Annotated in this window: 1 protein-coding gene; it reads right to left on the bottom strand. The window is 73.9% G+C overall.

Annotation, left to right across the window (positions count from 1 at the left end):
- Positions 1-63: 63 nt before the first annotated feature.
- Positions 64-1,836: a PTS fructose transporter subunit IIC gene (locus tag ABT085_RS46020; protein WP_351623140.1), complete on the bottom strand. Its 1,773-nt coding sequence runs from the start codon at positions 1,834-1,836 to the stop codon at positions 64-66.
- Positions 1,837-1,982: the final 146 nt, after the last annotated feature.

The raw sequence follows: 1,982 nt of genomic DNA, 5'->3' as shown, positions 1-1,982 counted from the left end.
GGTTCCCGGTCTCCCGGGAACCGCGGCCGTCCGGTCTGCGCGTCCGCGTGTCGGTGCGGGCGCTTACGCCGCCACCGGCTGCTTGCGCTGCGCGTCCGCCGTGGCCGCGCCCGGTATCTGCGCGGCCGGGTCCTCGGCGACCGGTGCGCGCAGGCCCTTGAGGAGGACGACCAGAGCCGTCGTGACGCAGACACCCGCGGCGAGGGCGACCAGGTACAGGAGCGGGTTGCCGATCAGGGGCACCACGAAGATGCCGCCGTGCGGGGCGCGCAGGGTGGCGCCGAAGGCCATCGACAGCGCCCCGGTGACCGCGCCGCCCGCCATCGCGGACGGGATGACCCGCAGCGGGTCGGCCGCCGCGAACGGGATCGCGCCCTCGGTGATGAAGGAGGCGCCCAGGACCCACGCGGCCTTGCCGTTCTCCCGCTCGGTCTGGGTGAAGAGCCGGCCGCGCACGGTCGTGGCCAGCGCCATCGCCAGCGGCGGCACCATGCCGGCCGCCATCACGGCCGCCATGATCTTCATGGCCGAGTCGCTCGGGGCGGCGACCGCGATACCGGCGGTGGCGAAGGTGTAGGCGACCTTGTTGACCGGACCGCCGAGGTCGAAGCACATCATCAGACCGAGCAGGCCGCCGAGCAGGACGGCGTTGGAGCCGGTGAGGTGGTTCAGCCAGTCCGTCATGCCCTTCTGCGCGGCGGCGATGGGCTTGCCGATGACCACGAACATCAGGAATCCGACGACCGCCGCGGAGATCAGTGGGATCACGACCACCGGCATGATGCCGCGCATCGCGGCCGGGACCCTCACCCGCTGGATCGACAGCACCACGCCGCCGGCGATCAGACCGGCCGCGAGACCGCCGAGGAAGCCCGCGTTGATGGTCAGCGAGATCGCGCCGCCGACGAATCCGGGGACCAGGCCGGGGCGGTCCGCCATGCCGTAGGCGATGTAGCCGGCCAGGACCGGGACGAGGAAGCCGAAGGACACGACGCCGATCTGGAAGAGCAGCGCGGCCCAGCTGTCCGTCTGGGTCCAGACGAAGTGGTCCATGACCGACGGCGCCTTGTTGATCTTGTAGCCGCCGATCGCGAAGCCGAGGGCGATCAGCAGACCGCCCGCGGCGACGAACGGGACCATGTAGCTGACGCCGCTCATCAGCCAGGTGCGCAGCTTGGTGCCGTACCCCTCGGTGGCGCCACCGGCCCGCTCGACCGGCGTGCCGGCACCGGTGCCGTCCGCGGCGGCCGGCGCGGTGGCCTCGCCGCGTTCCGCCTTGCCGCGGACCTCGGCGATGAGCTCGGCGGGGCGGTTGATGCCCGCCTTCACCCCGACGTCGACGGTCGGCTTGCCGGCGAAGCGGTCCTTGTCGCGTACGGGGACGTCGTGCGCGAAGATCACACCGTCCGCCGCGGCGACGACCGCCGGGTCGAGCCGGGTGAAGCCGGCCGAACCCTGGGTCTCGACCACGACCTCGATGCCCGCCTCGCGGCCCGCGCTCTCCAGCGACTCGGCCGCCATGTAGGTGTGCGCGATCCCGGTGGGGCAGGAGGTGACGGCGACGATACGGAAGGGGCGCTCGCCCGCGTCGGCGGGGCCGGTCGTGGCGGCCGGCGCCGGGCCCGTCGTCGTACCGCTGCCCGCCGTGGCGTCGGCGGAGGCCGCCGCCGGCGCCACGGCGGTGTCCTGGGCGGCGGGCTCGTCGGCCCCGGCGTCCGCGGGCGCGTCGTCGGACGGCTTCCCGAGGTCGGCCGGAGCCTTCTCGCCGCGGATGAGCGCGGCCGCGTCGGCCGCGTCCCCGGCCGACCGCAGCGCGGAGGTGAACTCCTCGTTCATCAACTGCCTGGCCAGCGAGGACAGGATCGTCAGATGGGCGTCGTCGGCGCCGGCCGGGCCCGCCGAAACGAGATAGAATTAGGGCCGGGCCGCCCCCCCCCCGCCAAAGAAAACCCCCCGGCGGGGGGCGAAAGGGAGGGGGGCCT

Source organism: Streptomyces sp. NPDC002265 (genome assembly GCF_040296125.1).
Lineage (GTDB): Bacteria > Actinomycetota > Actinomycetes > Streptomycetales > Streptomycetaceae > Streptomyces.
This window is presented reverse-complemented; position numbering and strand designations above follow the sequence as displayed.